Raw genomic sequence first — 17,773 nt, 5'->3', positions numbered from 1 at the left:
GCCGTCCCTATATACTTAAGGAGATGGGCGTATATATGTTAATCCAAACACTCGTTACCGGACTTGCTATCGGCGGCATATACGCACTTATGGCAGTTGGTTACTCCCTGGTGTTCAGTATCTTAAACTTTAGTAATTTTGCCTATGGTTCCATTATCATGCTTGGCGCTTATATGGGTTATTTCTTGCTGATGGAAATGGGCACACCCGTATATGTGGCTATTCTGGGCTCAATTGCCGGCGCTGCTTTATTATGTTTATTGAATGAGCGACTGGCCTACAGTACCCTAAGGAAACGAAATGCGCCCTCGCTGTATTTTATGATCAGCGCTATGGGAACCTCCATTTTTCTGGAAAACTTTGTGTATGCTACTGTCGGGTCACGTTTTTACGCCTTTCCGGAAGTGCTGACCCAGCAGAATATTACCTTTGGCGGCGTGTCGATAGGCATGCTGGATATATTCGCCATTGTATTTTCCTTTAGCGCTATCTACGCCTTGCATTATTTTTTGCAAAACAGCAGAACGGGCATCGCTATCCGGGCGGCCTCTTATGATATGCAGGTCAGCCAGCTTAACGGCGTCAATATTACCAAAATGATTGGCTGGGTGTTCCTCCTGGCCGGGGCGCTGGCCGGTATCTCCGGGATGTTTCTGGGGATGAAATATATGGTTTATCCCACCATGGGCTGGATTACAAATAAAGCCTATATTGCGGCTGTAATAGGCGGACTGGGCAGCCTGCCGGGAGCTGTTGTCGGCGGATTATTACTCGGTGTTCTGGAGACCTTTGTTTCCGCGTATGTGTCGTCTGTTGTCCGCGATGTATTCAGTTTTTCGCTGCTGGTCATCTTGCTGTTGGTGCTGCCGACAGGCTTATTCGGCAAATTTCTCGAGGAAAAGGTATAGCAGGCTATGGCAGAATATATTAGCGGAGTAATAACCTTTAGTTTGATTTATGTTATTGCCACAGTCGGCCTGGCAGTTTTCACAGGCTTTACCGGTCTATTTTCGCTGGGGCATGCGGCTTTTTTTGCTATTGGCGCCTATACGGCAAGTATACTGACTTATTTTTATGATGTTAACTATTATCTGGCCCTGGCGGCCGGTACAGCTATGGCTGCTGTTGTTGGCGCACTGATTGGTTATCCGACACTCAGGGCCAAACTGCGCAGTGATTATTTCGCTATTGCAACCCTTGGATTTGGGGAAGCAATCCGCGTCCTCCTGGAAAACCTGGAGATCACCCAGGGAGCCCGGGGCTTACCCGGCATCGCCAATGAAACAACACTAACGGTTGTTGTGGTCGCAACTATTCTGGTAATCCTGGTAGCCCGGAATTTTGTCTATTCCCGCTATGGGCGGGCGGCAGTCGCCGTCCGGGAAGATTTTGTGGCGGCTGAGATGATGGGTATAAACCTGTTTCAGGTCCGTATACGGTCATTGGTATTTAGTGCTATGACCGCCGGGCTGGCCGGCGGATTGTTTGCTCATTACGTTTCTTTTATTCAGCCGGGTATGTTTACTTCTTATTTATCCACCCAGCTGACGGCCAGTGTAGTGGCCGGCGGTATGGGCAGCATTACCGGTCCGGTAATTGCGGCGGTATTATTTGTGGCTATTCCTGAGGCGCTCCGGGTGGCCAGCATGTGGCGCCTGGTTGCTTATGGTTTCCTGCTGGTTGCCATTATGGTCTTCAGGCCGCAAGGGCTGTTTGGGTTTAAAGAGCTTTCCTTTAGCAGCATTCGCCGTTTGTTCGGAAAAGAGGTGGTCTAATGAGTATTTTAGAGTTAAGAGCAGTAACGAAAGCCTTTGGCGGCATAATGGCTTGCCGGGATGTCAGTTTCAGCATCAGGCAAGGTCAGATAATGGGACTTATCGGCCCAAATGGCGCCGGTAAAACCACCATGTTTAATCTGATTACCGGTGTGTATGCGCCAACCAGCGGCAGTATCCTGTTTAAGGACAGGGAAATCGCCGGCGTACGTCCCGACAAGGTAGCAACTCGGGGCATTGCCCGCACTTTTCAGAATATCCGGCTGTTTCGCAATTTATCTGTCTTGGATAACGTGTGCATTGCCGTAGACAAACACGTACACTATCCGTTTGTTGCGGCGCTCCTGAGGACAGCCGGTGTTTTGAAGCGTGAGCAGGAGATCCGTGAGCAAGCGCTGGCATATCTTGGGGAAGTCGGACTAGCCGATAAAGCCAACTTTCGGGCTGACAGTCTGCCTTACGGATTGCAGCGAAAGCTTGAAATTGCCAGGGCTTTGGCCTTACAGCCCTCCCTGTTGCTCTTGGATGAACCGGCAGCCGGCATGAGCCCGGAAGAATCCCTTGATCTTGCTAAACTGGTACGCCGGATTCATCAACGCTATGATTTGACGATTTTGCTCATTGAGCATCATATGGATGTTGTTATGGAACTTTGCGAAAATATTTTTGTCCTCAACTTTGGGGTAAAGCTGGCTGAAGGGGACGCAGCGGATATTCAAAACAACCCCGATGTACTTAAAGCTTACCTGGGGGAGGGCTACAAACGTGTTAGAAGTCAGCAATCTTAACGTCAAGTATGGGCAGATACATGCTCTCCGGGATGTTAGCCTGACGGTGTCCGCCGGCAAAATTGTGGCAGTCATCGGGGCAAACGGCGCAGGTAAATCAACCCTGCTGATGACTTTGGCCGGCTTGATCCAACCGGCAAGCGGCGACATTGTTTATGAAGGACGCCCGCTGTCAAGCAAAGCCTATGAAGTTGTTGGTCAGGGAGTATGTCTTGTGCCTGAGCGGCGCCGCCTGTACGCCAATTTGACAGTAAAGGAAAATCTCTTAATGGGTGCTTTTCTTCGTCAGGATAAAGCTGGTATCTTAGCCGACCTGGAAAAAATGTATCAACTGTTTCCCATTATGAAGGAACGGCTCAAACAATATGCCGGCACCTTAAGCGGCGGTGAACAACAGATGGTGGCTATCGCCAGAGGGCTAATGTCCCGGCCCCGGCTGCTACTCCTGGATGAACCGTCTTTGGGGCTGGCGCCGCTTGTCGTGGCTAATATGTTTGCCGTTATCCGGGATATTCGTGCTCAGGGAACAACCATTCTGCTTGCCGAGCAAAATGCTTTCGAGGCTTTGGAGATGGCGGATGAGGCCTTTGTGTTGGAGACCGGCCGGGTTATTCTGGCTGGAGCCGGCGAAAATTTGATTGCCGATCCACTGGTGCGAAAGGCGTATCTGGGAGTCAGACATTGAAGAGGGGGAAAGCAGCCATGAAAATAGATACATTGCTTATTCACGGTGATGAAGGCGATAGCAATACCGGAGCTGCCAGCACACCGATATATCAGGCATCAACGTTTCGTCAGCATACGGTTGGTCAGGAAGGCGGCTACCAATATTCCCGGGGAGATAATCCTACCCGGCATGCGCTGGAAAGCCAAATGGCGCTATTAGAGGGCGGGAGCCGAGGCTTCGCCTTTGGTTCAGGCATGGCGGCCAGTACGGCTGTGTTTCATTTGTTTAACACCGGGGATCATATTGTTGCCAGCCGGAATTTATATGGTGGAACTTCCCGGGTGCTTGACAGGATTTTCAGCAGATTTGGTCTGACTGTAACCTATGCAGATTTTGCGGAGATTGCTGACATTAAAGCGGCAATCACACCGGCCACTAAGGCGCTGGTTATTGAGACGCCGTCTAACCCGACACTTATGGTGACAGATATCAGGGCTGTCGTTACTTTGGCCAAAGAACACGGGCTGCTTACCATTGCCGATAATACGTTTATGTCGCCGTATCTGCAGCGGCCGCTGGCGCAGGGGGTAGATATCGTTGTCCACAGCGCTACCAAGTTCATTGGCGGCCATAGTGATGTTCTGGCCGGGGTTGTGGTGGTTAAAGACGGTAAACTGGCTGAAGACCTGCATTTTGTGCAGAATTCTACCGGCGGAGTCCTGGGGCCGTTTGACTCCTGGCTGCTTTTGCGGGGCTTGAAGACCCTGGGGTTACGCATGGACAGGCAGTCTCACAACGCCTGTGTACTGGCCTCCTGGCTGCGCACCAAGCCGGAGGTGCAAAAGGTATATTACCTGGGCTTTGCCGATCACCCTGGGTACGAGCTGCATAAGCGTCAGGCCAGGGGAACAGGCAATGTTATTTCCTTTGATGTTGGTGACGGCGATTTTGCCCGTAGCATACTTAGCAAGCTTACACTGTGTATGCTTGCTGACAGTCTTGGCGGGGTGGAAACCATGGTCAATCTGCCTGATGTCATGTCGCATGGGTCGGTGCCGGCCGAAAGAAAATTGCGGATGGGTATCACCCCCAGTCTGATTCGCTTGTCAGTAGGTATTGAAGATCCGGCCGATATTATTGCTGATTTAGAACAAGCCATGACCTGTTAGCCAGCAGAAAACTGCCAGGGATTTTATCCCGGCAGTTTTCCTTAACTTTAAAAACTCGCGAATAGCGGGTATAATAGTAGCTATATGAAATCCAATAAAGCAGATTTAGTTTCAGGTGTGGTTTTAACCTAGCTGAAGGTTGGCCGTCGCATAAAAATTTTTTCGTAACTGCTCTTTATTGGATACTATATAGATAGACTATTTTAGTGAGGTTTCGTAAATGAGCAAAATATTGGTTTTAGCGGAAAAACCGTCTGTTGGACGGGATTTGGCCAGGGTATTGCAATGCAGCAATAAAGGCAACGGCTATTTTGAAGGGCCTAAATATATTGTGACCTGGGCGCTGGGGCATCTGGTAACCCTGGCCGACCCGGAAAGCTATGACGAAAAATATAAGGCCTGGCGGCTGGAGGACCTGCCCATGCTCCCAGCCGAGTTAAAACTTGTTATTATCAAGCAAACTGGCAAACAATATAATACAGTGAAAGAACAGCTTAACCGTAAAGATGTCGGCGAGGTCGTAATTGCAACAGATGCCGGACGTGAGGGTGAACTTGTCGCCAGGTGGATACTGGAAAAAGCCCGTAATAACAAACCGGTAAAGCGTTTATGGATATCCTCGGTGACAGACAAGGCTATCCGGGATGGCTTTAATAATTTAAAGCCGGGTAAAAATTATGAGAACCTGTACGCTTCCGCAGTGGCGCGGTCGGAAGCCGACTGGCTTGTCGGCATTAACGCTACCCGGGCTTTAACCACCAAATACAATGCCCAGTTATCCTGCGGGCGGGTGCAAACGCCAACGCTGGCCATTATTGCCGCCCGGGAAGATGAAATACACAATTTTCAGCCACGTACCTATTATGGTGTGCAAGCATCTGCCGACCGACTGAAACTAACCTGGCAGGATAGCAAAACAAAAGACAGCAAAACTTTTGACAAAGAAGCATGCGACAAAGTTATTAAAGGACTTGCCGGTAAAAAAGCCGAGATTATTGAAGTGCAGAAAGTTGAGAAGAAAAACTTTTCGCCGGCTTTATACGATTTAACGGAACTGCAGCGGGATGCCAACAAAATCTTTGGCTTTTCAGCAAAGGAAACTTTGGCGATTATGCAGAGGTTGTATGAAACTCATAAGGCTCTAACATATCCGCGTACTGACTCGCGATATATTTCCAGCGACATCGTTGAGACGCTGAAAGACAGAGTTAAGGCTTGTGACACCGGTCTATACTCCCGGCAGATCATGAAACTGCTGCAAAAACCGCTCCGGGCGGGCAGTCATTTTGTAGATAACAGCAAAGTTTCTGATCACCATGCAATTATCCCCACCGAGCAACCGGTCATTTTAAGTTCCCTGAGTGACAAGGAAAAGAAGATTTATGATCTGGTTGTTAAAAGATTTCTGGCAGTCCTTTACCCACCGTTTATATATGAGCAAACCACAATCAAAACTCAAATCGGTCCGGAAAACTTTATTGCCAAGGGGAAAACCGTACTGGCTCCTGGCTGGCGGGAATTATACAGCAGCAATCCGGAGGAGGAGGAAGCCGCCGATGAAATTGCCGAACAAATGCTGCCGTCCAGCCTGAATAAAGGCGATAGTTTAGCGATTACTGCTGTCAATATGACCAGAGGCGAGACCAAACCGCCGGCGCCGTTTAATGAAGCCACTTTATTATCGGCGATGGAGAATCCCGCCAAGTATATGCCGGGCGAAAGTCAGGCATTAAAGCAAATTATTGGTGAGACGGGCGGTTTAGGTACGGTAGCTACCAGGGCAGATATTATTGAGAAACTATTTAGCAGTTTTGTTATCGAGAAAAAGGGAAAAGATATTTTTATTACCTCCAAAGGCCGGCAGCTTTTGGAACTGGCTCCGGGGGAACTGAAGTCGCCTGCGCTGACCGCATCCTGGGAACAGAAGCTCAGTGCCATAGCCAAAGGCCAGTTGCAAAAACAAGCCTTTATTACTGAAATAAAAAGTTATACCAAGAATATAATAAACGGCATAAAAAACAGCCAGGAACAGTTTAAGCACGATAACATTACCCGCACCCGTTGTCCGGAATGCGGCAAATTCTTGCTTGAAGTTAACGGTAAGCGCGGTAAAGCACTGATTTGTCAGGATCGGGAATGCGGGTACCGGAAAAATGTTGCCCAGACAACCAACGCCAGGTGCCCTAACTGCCATAAAAAACTGGAGTTGCGCGGTGAAGGCGAGGGGCGCACATTTGCCTGCGGCTGCGGTTACCGGGAAAAGCTTGCTACTTTCAATGAGCGGAAAAAACAGGAGAACGAAACCAAGGTTTCCAAGAAAGACGTTTCCCGCTATTTAAAGCAGCAGGAGGCGGATAACCCTCCCTTTAATAATGCTCTGGCAGAAGCACTTTCCAAACTGAAGTTGAAGTAGCAAACATGCTGGCATTGCAAAGGCGGTGTTAGAGTGAGCAGGGAAATACTGATTATCAGATTAAGTTCTATTGGAGATGTTATTCACTGTACGCCTGTCGCCGCTTCGCTGAAAGCCGCCTGGCCGGACTGCAGAATTACCTGGCTTGTGGGTGAAGTCTGCGCCGACCTTATTAGATATAATCCGCATGTGGATTATATTATTGTTTGGCCGCGCGAACGCTTCGACAAGCATGTGCGCACACGGGAGTGGAGGCAGGCGCTTAGCCTGTGGCGTGATCTAAAAAAGCAGTTGGCGAAAAGAATTTTTTATGCAGCGCTTGATATTCACGGTCTATTTCTCACCGGTATGATAGCCAGGCAGGCGCAGACCAGCCTGAGGATCGGCATGGCCGAGGCCCGCGAACTTAATCCGTGGCTGATGACCAAAACTGCGCCACAACTAGGAACGCATATCATTGATAGATATCTTGGCGTCTTGACGCCGCTAGGCATCCGGCCGGCCTGCAGGGCGATGACGCTGGTTGTTCCTCAGGAAGCCAGAGAATTTGCCAAAGAGTATTTGCAAAAGGCAAACATCTCCGCACAGGACAAGCTGGTTGTACTGGTCCCCAGAACAACCTGGGCCACCAAAAACTGGCCCCCTGATTTTTTTGCCAGAGCAGCGGCAGCGCTTTCGCCAGATTTCAAGATACTGCTGTGCGGCGGCAAAAACGAGGAGCGTATGGGTGAGGCCATAGTGGCCGGCGCCGGAATAGCGGCTATTAATGCAATCGGTCGGACAAGCCTGTTGCAAATGGCGGCTTTGCTTGAAAATGCCAGCGTGGTAATTGCTGGCGATACCGGTCCTCTCTATATGGCAGCGGCTTTGGGTACGCCAACAGTAGGGATATTTGGCCCGACCAGCCCGGAAACCTACACTCCGCCCGGCAAACAGCATACAGCGGCAGTCAGCCGGCAAAGCTGCTCGTTCTGTCATAAAACCAAGTGTCCCAAGGAAAATCCTGTATGTATAAGCAGTGTAACGCCGGAACAGGTCATAGCCAAGGTTTATCATCTCTTAAACCATGATCCGCAAGCTTATCGATAACTCCATTTTGACTTTTAAAGGCTAATAAGAGTCTGTCGCCGTGTTGAAACAAATGTTGCAGCACGGCCTTTTTTGTAATGGATTTCGTGCTATACATGCAATAGTAATTAACGTATAATTAAATAGTCATTTTAAATGTTTATTTAAGTAAGGCGATAACAAATATTGGTTTGTTAAAACAAAATTATTTTTGGGGGTATATGGTAGACAGGAATTCTAATGTGGAATATAATTAAATCTATATTTTAAATTGTTTTTTAAAATTAAAGAAAAAACATGGAAAGAAGGTGAGGAAGGCGAACATAAAAATATGTGAAGAAAAGCCAACGGTGAACAAAATTATCGAAGCAGCAATTCCTCTGTTTGCCACTAAGGGACTAGCCTGTGTTTCAGTAAAAGAATTAGCCGATGCTGCGGGAGTTAATATTGCTTTGATTTCTTATTACTTTGGGGGAAAAGATAATTTATATGCATTTATCCTGGAAAGACAGTTGGCATTATTAGGAGATGCGCTTGACAGCATCAGTCAGGAAGAAATATCGCCTGTAATGAAAATACGGCGTTTTGCCGATATACTGCTTGAAACTTATAAACAAAGCCCTTACATCGACCGTCTTTTTTTTATGGAAATCCTGAGTCCGACTAAATATTTTGACAGCATTGTGAAAACTGCGGCTAGCCGTCTTCATGTTTTTTTGCAGGATTGTATTAAAAAAGCGGTGGATCAGGGTGAATTCAGGCCGGGAATTGATCCTAAGCTGGCAGCTATGTCTTTGATGAAAATACTGAATGTATCCTTTACCTCGCTGCATTTTTGCAAAGGATTGCTGGATAGTAAAGAGGATATTGCCGACCGCTACATGGCTAATGCGCTTGAAATCTATTTGCACGGAGTAACAAATGAGGGTTAGAGATTGTTATGGGAGGAGAAATGATGGTGAATAACAAGATCCTTTTATGCTTGGCTGTACTCTTTTTAGTTGTAACAGCCGGCTGCAGTAAACAACAAAGTGCCCGTCCGCCGCAGGAAGTAGCGGTCAAGGCCATGCAGGTTATTCAGCAGGATACGCCTGTTACATACGAGTTTGTCGGTGAAATCATTGCCAAAGAGGAAGTACCGATTAAAGCCCAGATTTCCGGTAATATTTCACAAAAATTAATCAAGGGCGGTGATAACGTCCGCGCCGGGCAACCGCTGTTTGAAATTGACCAGCGAAAATACTCGGCAGCCGTAGCCGATGCCCAGGCCCAGGTGGCGCAGGCGCAAGCTTCGCTTAGCAACATCCGTCGCGATGTTGCCCGTTATCAAAGCCTGGCTAATCAAGGCGGCATTGCCGTTCAAACCCTGGATACTTCCGTATCGCAGGCAGAGCAGGCCCAGGCGCAGGTAAATGCGTATCAGGCCAAGCTGGATCAAGCCAAAAATGACTTGGCTGACACGACGGTTGTATCGCCGGTGGATGGACGGATTGGCGTCGGTGAATTAAGTGTAGGTACCTATGTACAGGCTGGCAGCACTGTGCTAGCAACCGTTTCCACTGTCGATCCTATCCAGGTGCGTTTCAGCATGAGCGAAAATGAATATCTGAAATTCGCCCGTATGGGCAGCTCGCCGGATGCCTGGGGACAGAACCTTAAGCTTATGCTTAGTGATGGCACTGAATATCCGCTAACCGGACATTTAGAGCAAGTTGACCGTGGCCTGGCCAATCAAACAGGCACTCTGGCCATGAAGGCCGCTTTTGCCAACCCCAATCAATTACTGGTGCCCGGCATGTTTGCCAAAATTGTGGCTATTGGCGAGAAACGACAGGGCGCAATCCTGATTCCGCAGCGTGCCGTTCAGGAAATGCTGGGTAAAACCTTTGTAACTGTGGTGGGGGCCAACAGTGAAGCGGTAAGCAAACCTGTAAAATTAGGCCCGAAAATCGGCAATCTGCAAATTGTCGAGGAAGGTCTTACTGTCCAGGATGTTGTTGTTGTCGAAGGCTTTGCCAAGGCACAGCCGGGATCGCCGCTTAAAGTTTCTATGATCGGGCTGAATGACCTGAATATTCCGGTTGCGAAGTAAGGAGGCGGCAACATGGCACAATTTTTTATTAATCGTCCAATCTTTGCAATAGTTATCGCCATTCTCATAACACTGGCAGGCGGAATTGCCGCTTTTAACCTGCCAATAGCCCAATATCCTCAAATTACACCGCCGCAGGTTAGCGTCAGCACCAGCTATACCGGGGCGAACGCTGATGTTGTGGAAAAAACGGTAGCCCAGGTTATTGAGCAGCAGGTCAACGGTGTCGAAGGCGCGGTTGCCATGACCTCTACCAGTGCCGATTCGGGCCGGTATTCACTCAATGTTAAATTTGAACTCGGTGAAAATCCGGACATGGTTACCATGTACACGCAGAACCGGGTTGCTCAGGCTAATGCCGGCTTACCACAGGACGTCCAGCTTTCGGGTGTAACAACCCGTAAAGTATCGCCTGATACCGCCTTGTACTTCAGCCTTGTTTCGCCCAATGGCGCGTATGACAGCGTATTTTTGAAGAACTACGGCAGTATCAATATTATTGACGACATACGCCGGGTTAAGGGCGTTGGTGATGTCAGCGAATATGGCTCCGACTTTAGCATGCGTATTTGGCTTAAGCCGGATAAACTTGCCCAGATGGGTATTACGGCTGCCGATATCAGCAGTGCCATAAAAGAACAAAACGTGCAGGCGCCGGCCGGGACAATCGGCCAGCTGCCATCGGTAGCCAAGCAGGAATTCCAGTACACGGCCAGTGTGCAGGGCCGCCTGGTGACCGAGGATGATTTCAGAAAAGTAATTATCCGCTCGCAGCCGGATGGTTCGGCAATCCGTTTAGGCGATATCGCCACCGTTGAATTAAGTGCCAAGGACAATACTTTTAAGAGCAGTTTTAACGGTAACGACTCCGTTGTTTTTGCCGTTCAGCTAACGACCGAAGCCAATGCCTTGGAGACAATCGCCGGTGTGCGTGAGGTTATTGAGGATGCCTCCAAGCGTTTTCCGCCAGGCATGGAGTATCGCATTCTGACCGATAACACCAAATACATCCGTGAATCCATTGAAAAGGTAATGCATACTTTTCTGGAAGCGATAGCATTGGTATTGATCATTGTGTATTTATTCCTGCAGAATTGGCGGGCCACACTGATTCCTATGCTGGCGGTTCCGGTTTCCCTTATCGGCACATTTGGCGCGTTTGTGGTGTTAGGATTTTCCATCAACACCCTCACGCTGTTTGCAATGGTATTGGCAATCGGACTGGTTGTCGATGACGCCATTGTTGTTGTTGAAGCAGTTGAACATCATATGCGCCATTCAGGGCTTGGCCCTAAGGAAGCAACCATCAGGGCCATGCATGAGGTATCCGGTCCGGTTGTCGCTATTGCCTTTGTGCTGGCATCTGTATTCATTCCGGTTGCTTTTTTCGGAGGGACGACAGGTGTTCTTTACAAGCAGTTTGCATTGACAATTGCCGTCTCCATGGCCTTGTCGGCTATTGTGGCGCTGTCGCTGACGCCGGCGCTGTGCACAATGCTGCTTAAGCCTTATACCGGTGAAGCGCGTACCGGCATTATGGGCAGATTTTTTGACCGTTTCAATAATTGGTTTGAACGGATAACGGAAAAATACTCCAATGGCGTCCGTCATTCCATTCGCCGGGCAGGCTTATGGGGTGTTGGCTTAGCGGTTATCTTCATACTGTGTGTCGGTATGCTGAAGATCATTCCTTCGACTTTCGTGCCGAATGAAGATCAGGGCTTTATGCTATCGGTTGTCAGCTTGCCGGAGGCGGCGAATATGAACCGTACCCGGGCGGTCGCCACGCAGGTGGGTGAAATCTACCGCACACTGCCTGGTGTGGAAAACACCATGGAAATTGCCGGTTTTGATATGTTGGCCGGCGGGCAGAAGTCAAACGGTGCCATGGTAATTGCCGGCATGAAATCCTGGTCGGAAAGAACAACCCCGGAGTCGCAACTGAGCGCCGTTCTTGGGCAAGCTATGGGCAAAGTTGCCGGTATTCCGGAAGCCACAGTTTTTGCCTTTAACCCCCCAGCTTTGCCGGGGATTGGTTCTGTTGGCGGCCTGACTTTTATGATTCAGGACCGCGGCGGTTCTACGGTAGAAGAAATGAGCAATGTTTCCCAGCAGTTTATCGCTGCTGCCCGCAAACGGCCGGAGATCAGCATGGCGCAGTCCAGTTTCCGGGCCGATACGCCTTCCTACCGCTATGAAGTAAACAGGGAAAAGGCCAAGGCGCTGGGAGTACCCGTACAGGATATTTTTACAGCACTGCAAACCTTCCTGGGCGGTGTCCAGGTTAATGACTTTAACCGGTTTGGCCGTACTTACAAGGTTATGCTGCAGGCTGAACCACAGTTCCGTTCAGACGTGGATGCCACTCGCTTTTTCTATGTGCGCAGCACGGCGGGAACCATGGTACCGCTGAATACACTGGTAACCCCGGCTTCTACCACCGGACAGACACTGATTAAACGCTTCAACGGCTATCCGGCTATGCAAATCAATGCCAGTACAGCTCCCGGCTACAGTTCCGGTCAGGCGATGACGGCTTTGGAAGAAGTCGCGGCCGAGGTTCTGCCGAAAACTTTCACCTATGAGTGGGCTGATTTAAGCCGGGAAGAGAAGATTTCCAGCGGTCATGCGCCGGTTATTTTCGGTTTTGCTTTACTGTTTGTGTTCTTGTGTTTGGCAGCGTTGTATGAAAGCTGGAATATACCATTTGCCGTGCTTTTGTCGGTTCCCACGGGTATTTTAGGATCAACCCTGCTCCAATATGCCCGCGGCTTTGAAAATAGCGTCTATATGCAAATCGGTTTGGTTATGCTTATCGGTTTGGCAGCTAAGAATGCTATTCTAATCGTAGAGTATGCCAAAGTCAGAACAGATAAGGGCATGGACCCCGTGCAGGCAGCCATTGAAGCCTCCAGGCTCCGGCTGCGTCCGATATTAATGACTTCACTTGCCTTTATCCTGGGTTGTATTCCGTTAGCAATATCCACAGGCGCCGGTGCCGCGGCCAGGACTGCGCTAGGTACAACGGTAGTTGGCGGCATGTTTATGGCCACTGCCCTGGGTATTTTCCTGGTGCCGGTATTGTTCGTTGCAATTGAATACGGCACCGCAAAACTAAAGGCCCTTAAAGCCAGCCGCGCAGGTTAAGAGCGGCTTAATAAGTAAAATAAAGAAGAGACTGTATTGAATTTTTATTCAGTACGGCCTCTTCTTTTTGTCCTGTTAGCAAGTATACCTTTCCTTTGCAGGTATGACACCATCGGCCTTAGCCTGCGAAAAAGTGCGTTTGTTATTGAGGGCGATGTGCGGGGATATTACCAAACTGCAAGATAATGCTGTAATGCAATTGAGACCAATGCGACTGCAAGCCAGCAGGACAGTCCGAGAATAATGGGATTGATCCCGTTACTGATTAGTTGCTTAAAGTGTGTATTAAGACCTATAGCGGCCATGGCTATGACGATAAAAAATTTACCGGTTTGCGCTAACAAATTAGTTATAGCCGGATTAAGCAATTCGTTAGTGCTTACCAGTGAGGTCAGCAGAAAGCCAAGAACAAACCACGGAAATATTTTTATAAAATTAAATTCACTGTGTGCGTTGTTCTTCTTTGCCATAAATAGCGACAAACCTAATGTTATAGGAATAATCATTAATGTCCGGGTCAGTTTTACAATAGTTGCAAAATTACCCGCGGCATGGCTGTAAGTATAGCCTGCGGCGACAACGGAAGAAGTGTCGTTGATAGCAGTTCCTGCCCACATTCCAAAGCCAATATCACTCATTCCCAAAAGATGACCGGTAGCAGGAAAAATAAACACTGCAGCAACATTAAACAAGAAAATTGTTGATATTGAATAGGCAACCTCTTTATGAGTAGCGGATATTACCGGAGCGGTAGCCGCTATTGCCGAGCCGCCGCATATTGCGGTTCCGACCCCGATGAGAATCCTAATATTCCCGTCAATTTTTAGATATTGCCCCATGATATAAGCAGCCATAAATGCAGCGCTTAAGGTGAAAGCCATGATGGCAATGGATTGGCTGCCAACTTCCCAGACATGGTGCAAATTCATTTCGAAACCCAGTAAGACTATGGAAGCTTGCAATATTTTTTTTGCTGAAAATGTAATGCCGGTATCGTAAATAGAAGAGCGTTGCCAAAACGCGGCTGCCATGCCAAGCAGTATTGCAAATACCGGTCCGCCTATCAACGGAACTGAAAGGCCCAGATAATAAGCCGGAATGGCGATCGCCGTGACAAGGGCAATGCCAGGCAGTACCTTGAAAAAGCTGGTTATACTTATCATATCAATTCCCTCCCTAATTCGGATAATAACACTTGAAGAATGATAAGTAAAATACTATAATTTTATTAATATAATAAGTAAATACCTATAAGGGAGCTGCTCTTATGACGTTGCGGCATTTAACCGTTTTTTTATGTGTATGCGATGCGGGTAATATGACGGTGGCGGCTGAAAAACTCCATGTCGCTCAACCCTCTGTAAGCCAAACCATTGCCGAGCTTGAAAATCATTATAGTATTAAATTGTTTGAACGATTGGGAAAAAAATTGTTTATCACGGCTGCCGGCCGGAAACTTATCACTTATGCCAGGCACATTGTGAACCTGAGTAAAGAGGCCGAAGATGCGATGCGGGATATTGGAAGCAATGCAGTTATAAGACTTGGTGCGAGTGTTACTGTCGGCACCTGTATATTAAATGACATCATTAGCGAATTTTCGGGCTATAATCCGCATGTACGCATCATTGCCACTGTCAACAATACAAAAGTAATTGAAGAGATGATCTTACTGGATCAACTGGATATCGGCTTGGTTGAAGGCAAAATCCATTCACAGGCAATTATGTGTAAGCCGTTTATGGACGATGAACTTGTCCTGGTTTGTAGTTATTCCAATCAACTAGCAAAGAGCGGTAAAATCAAGCCCGCAGCAATTCATGCTGCGAGTTTCATCATTAGAGAAGAAGGCAGTGGCACCAGGGAATTATTTGAGGAAGTAATGGCCAAGCACGGGGTTCCTTGGAAGATTTACGGCGTTTATAATAATGCCGAGGCGATTAAAAATGCTGTCGCCGCCGGGCATGCACTATCGGTAATGTCAAGATTAACAGTTGATCAAGAGGTAAACCGTCACGAATTGGCTGTTGTAGATATCGCCGGACTGGACTTTAAAAGACAGTTTACTATTATTCATCATAAAAATAAGTTTATTTCTTCAGCATTGGATAATTTTATTAAGCTTTGCATGGAATTGAGCTTTAACCATAAAAGGAAGATTTAACAAAAATACTACAAAAATGCGGCATAAATATAATAAAATAGACTTAGCTTCAAGAGGGGCCTTAACCCTATCTAAAGCTAAGTCGCGGGATAAGATTAACGCCGGCGGGAAGGGCCCCTGCAGTTTTAGAGACAAAAAAACAGGATGCAAATCTTATTGCATCCTGTTTTCAGTTGTCCTCCAGCAGCTTCCTTCTGGATAGAGACGATGTCGCTATTGAGCTTTAGAGAAAGATTTTCTTTACTGCGTTAGCGGTAGTCTTTCTTATCACGGTTTTTGAATTTATCCCATAGGAAACGTCCGGCCATAAATATGCCGGCAAGTATCAGCACGTTGAATAACATCCCCATGATGTTGGCAAACATTCCTGCATTGCCAAAACCAAACATACCGCCAAGCATGCTGCCTAACAGCATACCGCCGCCGAAGAGGCCGGCATTGCGCAAGAAACCGCCGGTATTGGATTGTTGTGCAGGCTGCTGCATAGTTTGCGAATTCGGCTTGGCGGCGGCGGCAGGAGCTTTATCGCTATAGCTTTGCGCCGGGGCGGAAGGCTTATATTCGCTGGAAGTATCTTTGGCAGGTGTTGTTTGTGTGGTAGGCGGTTTGGACGATGGTGCAGACATTTTGGACTTAGAGCCGCTTACTGCGGCAAAACTTACCGTATTAAAAGCAAACATGAGCATAAAAGTCAGTAAAAGCAGTTTTTTCATTAGTGTGTTTACTCCTCCTTATAAGTCTTTACATCTTCAGGGAACGTGTATATTTCCGCTAAATTGGGCAGTTCTCCTGATAAATAACGGTCAATATCATGGACGTCGATATAAAATGTGCAGGCTACCTCCAGATAACCCTGTTCTTTGGCTTGACTTAGGTCCCTAATGGCCATCAACCGTTCGCGAAGCGAACGGCAATCCTGCTCGGATGCTGTTACGTGGAGAGTTGCGAGTGGAATGCCATACTCCCGGAGAACATCTTGCAGGTTCATTCTTTCTGACATTAAATTAATCACCACTTTGCTATATTTTGTCCTCATTATAAGGGCTCAACACCAACAATGTAATATGAAAGTGAAAAAAAGTCAAGGGATAAACTGGGTTAAAGGATGACTCAAGCCATGCTCCTTGTTATAATAGAGAGCATAAATAATTGTCTGTGAGGTTATTTCATGCGTAAATTTGTTAAAGTCACCGAAGGTGTTATTACTCCGCTCGAACCGCGCCGCGCCTGTATTTTGGGCGACGAATGCCTTGTCGATGTACGCTTTGTCGAAAGTCGCAGCGAAGCTGCTGGCTGGCTGTATGAATATGAAGTTAGCGGGGAAGTGGGTAAAGTAGAAAAATTTTTGATTCGGTTAAAAGATATTGAGCAAAAACGGGCTTAGTGCTGGCTGGCGCACTTTCTTTGTATTAGCCGCCGGGTTACCGGTACGCATACCAGCAAAATGAACAACAGGCGAAACAATTGGTAGGCAACAACGGTCGGCAGGTCGGCGTTGACTGCCATGGCTGTCAGCCCCATCTCCGATATACCCCCGGGGGCCATGCTGATAAAGGCTGTCACCAGAGAGGTTGGAGCAATATGCGAGTAGGCGAAGGCTATTCCCAACAGCACTGCTATTACTGACGTTACACTTAAAAAATTAATAAAGGCAATAGTCTTCCAGTTGGTAAGACTGCCAAAATCAACATCCTGTCCCATCTTAATGCCAACAACAATCTGGGCAACGGCCACAATGGGAGTTGGCAATACGGGAGCGGTCACACCCGCTAAAACCAGACTGGCTGTGCCCAGGACCGGGGCCAGGACATAGACGCTGGATAATTGAATCCGTTTGGCCAATTTTACTGAAACCAGTATCAACAGGGTGAACAGAGCCAGAACCGGTAGCTGACTTAATTCAAGATGCGTAACCGGACGGCTGGTGGCTGCAACCTGGTCAGCCAGACCATGCAGAGCCAGCAGGGGAACAACAAATAACACTGTAAGTACCCGGACGGTTTGCATGAGCGTTACTACCGACAGGTTAATTCCTTCGATTTCTTCGCAGATAACAGACATCTGCGACAAGCCGCCAGGTATGCTGCCCATCAGGCTGTTGGCCAAGCCCACCCCTGTATAGCGGCCGGATACATAGCCAGTGCCTAAACACAGGCCAATTAGCAGCAATGTGGATGCCAGCATTAGGGGAAGCTGCTGTACAACCTGGTGGGCAACGGCAGGTGTAAAAGGACTTCCCAGCATATACCCCAAGATGACCAGGCCGGCGTTACGTACTTTTTTGGGCCAGTTTAAGGTTCTTTTCAGCAGCAATTTCCATATAATTGCCATGGCCATTGGACCTAAAGTCCAGGGAATCGGCAGATGAAGCAGGCTGAAGATATAACCGCCGATTGCCGCCAACAAAAAAATAAGCAGATTTTGTTTATACATGTACTCACCTTTTTAAAACGTAATGAGTATATATTACCACTTCATGCTCAAAAGTAA

The 17,773-nt window shown here is 47.9% G+C and carries 16 protein-coding genes; 12 read left to right on the top strand and 4 right to left on the bottom strand.

Annotated elements, in window-relative coordinates:
- Window positions 1–35: 35 nt before the first annotated feature.
- The 10 genes from SATMO3_RS20920 to SATMO3_RS20875 all read left to right on the top strand — a co-directional run bounded on the left by SATMO3_RS20920 (window position 36) and on the right by SATMO3_RS20875 (window position 13,119).
- Complete coding sequence (locus SATMO3_RS20920) at window positions 36–908, top strand: branched-chain amino acid ABC transporter permease (RefSeq protein ID WP_371371684.1); 873 nt, start codon at window positions 36–38, stop codon at window positions 906–908.
- A gap of 6 nt (window positions 909–914) precedes the next feature.
- Window positions 915–1,775, top strand: coding sequence for a branched-chain amino acid ABC transporter permease (locus tag SATMO3_RS20915; RefSeq protein ID WP_371371683.1), 861 nt, complete (start codon window positions 915–917; stop codon window positions 1,773–1,775).
- Window positions 1,775–2,563 carry an ABC transporter ATP-binding protein gene (locus SATMO3_RS20910; protein WP_371371682.1) on the top strand — a complete coding sequence of 263 codons (789 nt, stop codon included), beginning with the start codon at window positions 1,775–1,777 and terminating at the stop codon, window positions 2,561–2,563. The genes SATMO3_RS20915 and SATMO3_RS20910 overlap by 1 nt, the downstream gene beginning before the upstream one ends.
- Window positions 2,505–3,248: an ABC transporter ATP-binding protein gene (locus SATMO3_RS20905; protein ID WP_371371681.1), complete on the top strand. Its 744-nt coding sequence runs from the start codon at window positions 2,505–2,507 to the stop codon at window positions 3,246–3,248. The genes SATMO3_RS20910 and SATMO3_RS20905 overlap by 59 nt, the downstream gene beginning before the upstream one ends.
- Window positions 3,249–3,265: 17 nt before the next feature.
- Window positions 3,266–4,399: a PLP-dependent aspartate aminotransferase family protein gene (locus SATMO3_RS20900; protein WP_371371680.1), complete on the top strand. Its 1,134-nt coding sequence runs from the start codon at window positions 3,266–3,268 to the stop codon at window positions 4,397–4,399.
- Window positions 4,400–4,619: 220 nt separating this feature from the next.
- Window positions 4,620–6,812, top strand: coding sequence for a DNA topoisomerase III (locus tag SATMO3_RS20895; protein ID WP_371371679.1), 2,193 nt, complete (start codon window positions 4,620–4,622; stop codon window positions 6,810–6,812).
- Between the two features lie 33 nt (window positions 6,813–6,845).
- A complete protein-coding gene (locus SATMO3_RS20890; protein ID WP_371371678.1) occupies window positions 6,846–7,901 on the top strand; it encodes a glycosyltransferase family 9 protein in 1,056 nt (351 codons plus the stop codon).
- 329 nt (window positions 7,902–8,230) lie between these two features.
- Entirely contained in the window at window positions 8,231–8,812 is a 582-nt protein-coding gene (locus SATMO3_RS20885; protein WP_371371677.1) for a TetR/AcrR family transcriptional regulator, read from the top strand.
- Window positions 8,813–8,832: 20 nt separating this feature from the next.
- The gene (locus tag SATMO3_RS20880; protein ID WP_371371676.1) at window positions 8,833–9,972 is read left to right on the top strand and encodes an efflux RND transporter periplasmic adaptor subunit; all 1,140 of its coding nucleotides are present in this window, start codon (window positions 8,833–8,835) and stop codon (window positions 9,970–9,972) included.
- Between the two features lie 12 nt (window positions 9,973–9,984).
- Window positions 9,985–13,119, top strand: coding sequence for an efflux RND transporter permease subunit (locus SATMO3_RS20875; RefSeq protein ID WP_371371675.1), 3,135 nt, complete (start codon window positions 9,985–9,987; stop codon window positions 13,117–13,119).
- Window positions 13,120–13,286: 167 nt separating this feature from the next.
- Here the strand turns inward: SATMO3_RS20875 and SATMO3_RS20870 are convergent, their stop codons facing one another.
- A complete protein-coding gene (locus tag SATMO3_RS20870) occupies window positions 13,287–14,282 on the bottom strand; it encodes a YeiH family protein (RefSeq protein ID WP_371371674.1) in 996 nt (331 codons plus the stop codon).
- A gap of 104 nt (window positions 14,283–14,386) precedes the next feature.
- Between SATMO3_RS20870 and SATMO3_RS20865 the strand changes: the two genes are divergently transcribed.
- Window positions 14,387–15,283 carry a LysR family transcriptional regulator gene (locus SATMO3_RS20865; RefSeq protein ID WP_371371673.1) on the top strand — a complete coding sequence of 299 codons (897 nt, stop codon included), beginning with the start codon at window positions 14,387–14,389 and terminating at the stop codon, window positions 15,281–15,283.
- A gap of 248 nt (window positions 15,284–15,531) precedes the next feature.
- On the opposite strand, the gene SATMO3_RS20860 is transcribed toward SATMO3_RS20865, so the two are convergent.
- Both SATMO3_RS20860 and SATMO3_RS20855 read right to left on the bottom strand, forming a co-directional pair.
- Window positions 15,532–15,996, bottom strand: coding sequence for a hypothetical protein (locus SATMO3_RS20860; RefSeq protein ID WP_371371672.1), 465 nt, complete (start codon window positions 15,994–15,996; stop codon window positions 15,532–15,534).
- An 8-nt stretch (window positions 15,997–16,004) separates the two neighbouring features.
- Window positions 16,005–16,283 carry a hypothetical protein gene (locus SATMO3_RS20855; RefSeq protein WP_371371671.1) on the bottom strand — a complete coding sequence of 93 codons (279 nt, stop codon included), beginning with the start codon at window positions 16,281–16,283 and terminating at the stop codon, window positions 16,005–16,007.
- Between the two features lie 168 nt (window positions 16,284–16,451).
- On the opposite strand from SATMO3_RS20855, the gene SATMO3_RS20850 reads away from it, so the two are divergent.
- Window positions 16,452–16,667, top strand: a complete 216-nt coding sequence (locus SATMO3_RS20850) for a hypothetical protein (protein WP_371371670.1) — start codon at window positions 16,452–16,454, stop codon at window positions 16,665–16,667.
- Here SATMO3_RS20850 and SATMO3_RS20845 read toward each other — a convergent pair.
- Complete coding sequence (locus SATMO3_RS20845; RefSeq protein ID WP_371371669.1) at window positions 16,664–17,716, bottom strand: AbrB family transcriptional regulator; 1,053 nt, start codon at window positions 17,714–17,716, stop codon at window positions 16,664–16,666. The genes SATMO3_RS20850 and SATMO3_RS20845 overlap by 4 nt on opposite strands.
- Window positions 17,717–17,773 lie beyond the last annotated feature (57 nt).

The organism is Sporomusa aerivorans, assembly GCF_041428895.1.
GTDB classification, from domain to species: domain Bacteria; phylum Bacillota; class Negativicutes; order Sporomusales; family Sporomusaceae; genus Sporomusa; species Sporomusa aerivorans.
The sequence above is the reverse complement of the archived record's forward strand: the minus strand, read 5'-3'. Positions and strand labels throughout refer to the sequence as shown.

Bases quoted from the DNA above. Each gene is read 5' to 3' on its own strand.
- SATMO3_RS20895 (WP_371371679.1), top strand. From the start codon at position 4,620: ATGAGCAAAATATTGGTTTTAGCGGAAAAACCGTCTGTTGGACGGGAT.
- SATMO3_RS20900 (WP_371371680.1), top strand. From the start codon at position 3,266: ATGAAAATAGATACATTGCTTATTCACGGTGATGAAGGCGATAGCAAT.
- SATMO3_RS20870 (WP_371371674.1), bottom strand. From the start codon at position 14,282: ATGATAAGTATAACCAGCTTTTTCAAGGTACTGCCTGGCATTGCCCTT.
- SATMO3_RS20875 (WP_371371675.1), top strand. From the start codon at position 9,985: ATGGCACAATTTTTTATTAATCGTCCAATCTTTGCAATAGTTATCGCC.
- SATMO3_RS20905 (WP_371371681.1), top strand. From the start codon at position 2,505: ATGTACTTAAAGCTTACCTGGGGGAGGGCTACAAACGTGTTAGAAGTC.
- SATMO3_RS20865 (WP_371371673.1), top strand. From the start codon at position 14,387: ATGACGTTGCGGCATTTAACCGTTTTTTTATGTGTATGCGATGCGGGT.
- SATMO3_RS20910 (WP_371371682.1), top strand. From the start codon at position 1,775: ATGAGTATTTTAGAGTTAAGAGCAGTAACGAAAGCCTTTGGCGGCATA.
- SATMO3_RS20860 (WP_371371672.1), bottom strand. From the start codon at position 15,996: ATGAAAAAACTGCTTTTACTGACTTTTATGCTCATGTTTGCTTTTAAT.
- SATMO3_RS20915 (WP_371371683.1), top strand. From the start codon at position 915: ATGGCAGAATATATTAGCGGAGTAATAACCTTTAGTTTGATTTATGTT.
- SATMO3_RS20880 (WP_371371676.1), top strand. From the start codon at position 8,833: ATGATGGTGAATAACAAGATCCTTTTATGCTTGGCTGTACTCTTTTTA.
- SATMO3_RS20920 (WP_371371684.1), top strand. From the start codon at position 36: ATGTTAATCCAAACACTCGTTACCGGACTTGCTATCGGCGGCATATAC.
- SATMO3_RS20850 (WP_371371670.1), top strand. From the start codon at position 16,452: ATGCGTAAATTTGTTAAAGTCACCGAAGGTGTTATTACTCCGCTCGAA.
- SATMO3_RS20845 (WP_371371669.1), bottom strand. From the start codon at position 17,716: ATGTATAAACAAAATCTGCTTATTTTTTTGTTGGCGGCAATCGGCGGT.
- SATMO3_RS20855 (WP_371371671.1), bottom strand. From the start codon at position 16,283: ATGTCAGAAAGAATGAACCTGCAAGATGTTCTCCGGGAGTATGGCATT.